General features: G+C 44.1%; 4 protein-coding genes and 1 pseudogene. All 5 read left to right on the plus strand.

Annotated elements, in window-relative coordinates; genetic code table 11:
• Nucleotides 1-97: 97 nt before the first annotated feature.
• Nucleotides 98-225, plus strand: a pseudogene (locus tag PSI17_RS16150) (helix-turn-helix domain-containing protein); the annotation flags it as partial.
• Nucleotides 226-689: 464 nt separating this feature from the next.
• Nucleotides 690-1,409: a tRNA (guanosine(46)-N7)-methyltransferase TrmB gene (gene trmB / locus PSI17_RS16155; protein ID WP_273552937.1), complete on the plus strand. Its 720-nt coding sequence runs from the start codon at nucleotides 690-692 to the stop codon at nucleotides 1,407-1,409.
• Nucleotides 1,409-1,735 carry a YggL family protein gene (locus PSI17_RS16160; RefSeq protein WP_273552938.1) on the plus strand — a complete coding sequence of 109 codons (327 nt, stop codon included), beginning with the start codon at nucleotides 1,409-1,411 and terminating at the stop codon, nucleotides 1,733-1,735. The genes trmB and PSI17_RS16160 overlap by 1 nt, the downstream gene beginning before the upstream one ends.
• Before the next feature lie 91 nt (nucleotides 1,736-1,826).
• Complete coding sequence (gene glsB, locus PSI17_RS16165; RefSeq protein WP_443256040.1) at nucleotides 1,827-2,753, plus strand: glutaminase B; 927 nt, start codon at nucleotides 1,827-1,829, stop codon at nucleotides 2,751-2,753.
• 92 nt (nucleotides 2,754-2,845) lie between these two features.
• The gene (locus tag PSI17_RS16170; protein WP_273552940.1) at nucleotides 2,846-3,583 is read left to right on the plus strand and encodes a DUF2884 family protein; all 738 of its coding nucleotides are present in this window, start codon (nucleotides 2,846-2,848) and stop codon (nucleotides 3,581-3,583) included.
• Nucleotides 3,584-3,640 lie beyond the last annotated feature (57 nt).

Below are 3,640 nucleotides of genomic sequence, written 5' to 3' on the forward strand. Positions count from 1 at the left end.
GGCCTATCGGCGGAATTTGCATGGGAATTCAGGCAAAAATAAGGATGGCAGGAATACAACGGTTTGACTCTATCAGGCCTGATCGCTAACATTCTTTCTACAACTAAGCCGCTCGTGGCCTAAAGGGGAGTGGATTATTAATTACATCCCTCAGAAATCTGGCCTAGCCGCTATTTTGATATGAACGGTAATCTTATCGAACGCAAATGTCGCAATAAATCATAAACATAATCAGTTCATAAACTTAAAATGTATCGGGAAGATAGCCGTAATGGGGGTATCTTCTCATTCGCAGAGACAGCCATTGTTACTATCTTAATAACTCCTGACACAATCATGTCGCAACGCTTCATAGCACCGGAACGGTTAGCGTACTGACTTTATTTTGATGGTGGAAGTACCGGAACAGAGGTCGAGAACATACCAGCAGGATAATAATATTGGTGAGGTTCCTTCGCATGCAGTAAGTTGTATAGAATTAAAAATATAATAAATGTTTATGATTAATATCAATGGGTTAAACAATTAATTTTATACCTTACGCAAACATAGCATTAAAGTTGTGCTTATGGGCACTGAACTTGATAAACTCAGCCATCTTTGCATAATCGCGCTCTCTTTGGGCAATCCTGAGGTACATAAAGTCCCGATCGCCTGAGCAAATGTCTTTAAAACTGACAGAAAGTACCATGATAAATAACGTAATTTCACCGGAATATGATGAAAATGGCAGGGCGTTGCGCCGTGTCCGTAGTTTTGTGCGTCGGCAAGGACGGTTAACAAGTCGCCAGCAGCAAGGGCTTGATAATGTGTGGCCGAAGATGGGGGTGGACTATCAGGCAGAAATGTCCAGTATGAACGCGCTGTTTGGCCGTGAAGCGCCGGTTGTGCTGGAAATCGGTTTTGGTATGGGCGCGTCGTTAGTCACAATGGCAAGCGTAAATCCAGAGAAAAACTTTTTTGGCATCGAAGTTCATGCGCCGGGAGTTGGAGCGTGTTTGGCATCCGCAGAAGATGAAAATCTCACTAATCTGCGAGTGATGTGCCATGATGCCATCGAAGTATTGAACAATATGATCCCCGATCAGAGTTTGGCAATGGTTCAGCTTTTCTTCCCCGATCCATGGCATAAAGTGCGTCATAACAAACGTAGAATTGTGCAGCCTGAATTTGTTCAATTGATTAAAAGTAAACTGAAAATCGGTGGTATCTTCCATATGGCAACTGACTGGCAGCCATATGCAGGGCATATGCTGGAAGTGATGAGCGCAGCAGAAGGATATCGCAACTTGTCGGAAAACGGTGATTATGTGCCACGTCCTGATTCTCGTCCGGTCACAAAATTTGAGATGCGTGGTCAGCGGTTAGGTCATGGCGTATGGGATCTAATGTTTGAGAGGATAAAATAATGGCTAAAAACCGTAGTCGTCGTCTGCGTAAAAAATTGCGTATTGATGAGTTTCAGGAATTGGGTTTTTCAGTAAAGTGGAATTTTCCGGCTGATACCGCCGTTGAAGTTGTTGATAGCACGGTTGATGCCCTGATTGCAGAGCTGATTGAACCCAATGGCCTTGCGCTGGATGCCAGCGGTTATTTGCAATGGGAAGGTATTGTCTGCTTGCAAAAAATTGGCAAATGTACTGAAGAGCACCGCCAATTGGTTGAGCATTGGCTGAAAGATCGCGGTATGGGAGACGTGATCACATCAGAATTATTTGATGTGTGGTGGGATTGATTCGCTGTTGCATAAAAAGAAGCGTATTACGTTAAAATAGCGCTGTATGCAGGGGCTCCTTGGGAGCCCCTGTTTGTCTGGAGAAAAAGTGGTGAAGGTAAGGTTCTCTAATTCGTTATTGGCAGATATCTTAGAAGAAGTACGCCCTTTGATTGGCCAAGGAAAAGTAGCAGATTACATTCCTGCTCTGGCAGAAGTTCCGGCAAATAATTTGGCAATGGCCATTTGTACGGTAGACGGGCAAGTTTTCAAAGCGGGAGATGCAGAAAAACGTTTCTCCATCCAGTCGATTTCTAAGGTGTTGAGCTTAACATTAGCGATGACACGTTATCAGGAAGAGAATATCTGGCAACGGGTGAGTACGGAACCTTCGGGGCAGCCGTTTAACTCATTGGTACAGTTGGAGTTGGAAAAGGGCATCCCCCGTAATCCCTTTATTAATGCAGGGGCATTGGTTATTTGCGATATGCTGCAATCTCGCTTGAGTGCGCCGAAACACAGAATGCTGGAATTTGTTCGCAGCCTGACTGGGCAAAAAAATATTTACTACGATGATATCGTTGCCCGTTCAGAAATGGAGCATTCCAGTCGTAATGCCGCGATAGCTTACCTGATGAAATCGTTCGGTAATTTTGAAAATGATGTGATTACCGTCCTGCAAACATACTTCCAATACTGTGCCTTGGAAATGAGTTGTGTTGAATTGGCCCAATGTTTTATTTATTTAGCCAACCAAGGACGTATGATAGGTTCCGGCCAACAAATTCTGAGCCTCCGACAAACTCGCCAGATTAATGCGCTGATGTTGACGTGCGGTATGTACGATGGTTCTGGCGAGTTTGCGTTCAGGATCGGTATGCCGGGAAAATCGGGGGTTGGTGGTGGCATTATCTGTGTCGTTCCGGGAGAATTCACCGCTGCGGTATGGTCGCCTGAACTGGATAAATCCGGCAACTCACTGGCAGGTTGTGCAGCACTGGAAAAATTAGCAGGGCGTATTGGACGCTCTATTTTTTAACCTTATTTGTCTCTTGGCCTTATCTGTGCTGATGAGGCATTGTTACGTAAAAAAGATACGTAAAGAATACGCAAAAGAAATCAGGAGAACGTATGTTACGCAGGATCACGATTGCTGCATCATTGTTATTTGCGTCTCAAGTCATTGTGACTCAGGCTCAGGCGACATCTGGATGTCATGTAACGCTTAATGATGACATTATTGTCACGCCAAGCGCTGTTCAGATCACAGGGGCTGATGGAAATCTGAAAATATTGCCTGATGGTTCCATAACGCGAGATGGCAAGGCGTTATCACTGAATACAGAACAACGTAGCAAGGCGCTGCAATATCAACAGACGGTTCGTCAGGATTTGCCTTGGGTGAAGAAAGAGGCGCTGAGTCATTTGACGAGTGCACGCCAATCGCTGGATAAAGTGGTTGTCGAAACGATGGGTAAGGAAAGTAATATCCGTCACCGTCTCTCTCAATTGGAAACGGGCCTCAATAAACAAATCGATAAAGTGATTGAAACCCGAACTACCGGTTTTGCATTCAATGCTCAGGCAGTCAAACAGATAGAGCCGGAAGGCCGAAAACTCATTGAACAGAGCCTCGGTGGTATTTTGCAAGATAGCATTAACGAAATGAGCCGTAAAAATAGTGATCAAAATGGAGACGGCAAACAGATGTTAATGTCTCTTCTCGGAGGGTTAGGCGGCATGCAGAATGGTTTTGATGCAGAATGGAAAAAACAGGAACAAGAGTTGAAACGCTTAAAAGCGGAAGTGTGTGGCAAAGCCAGTAAATTAGAACAACAGCGCATCAGTCTTATGAATTCGATTAAATAAATCACGCTATACTTATCCAATAAAGCAAATAAGAATCAATATGAAATTGATTCTTAT

The sequence above is a fragment of the Xenorhabdus sp. IM139775 genome (genome assembly GCF_028598745.1).
GTDB lineage: Bacteria > Pseudomonadota > Gammaproteobacteria > Enterobacterales > Enterobacteriaceae > Xenorhabdus.

Bases quoted from the DNA above. Each gene is read 5' to 3' on its own strand.
- PSI17_RS16170 (WP_273552940.1), top strand. From the start codon at position 2,846: ATGTTACGCAGGATCACGATTGCTGCATCATTGTTATTTGCGTCTCAA.
- PSI17_RS16160 (WP_273552938.1), top strand. From the start codon at position 1,409: ATGGCTAAAAACCGTAGTCGTCGTCTGCGTAAAAAATTGCGTATTGAT.
- trmB (WP_273552937.1), top strand. From the start codon at position 690: ATGATAAATAACGTAATTTCACCGGAATATGATGAAAATGGCAGGGCG.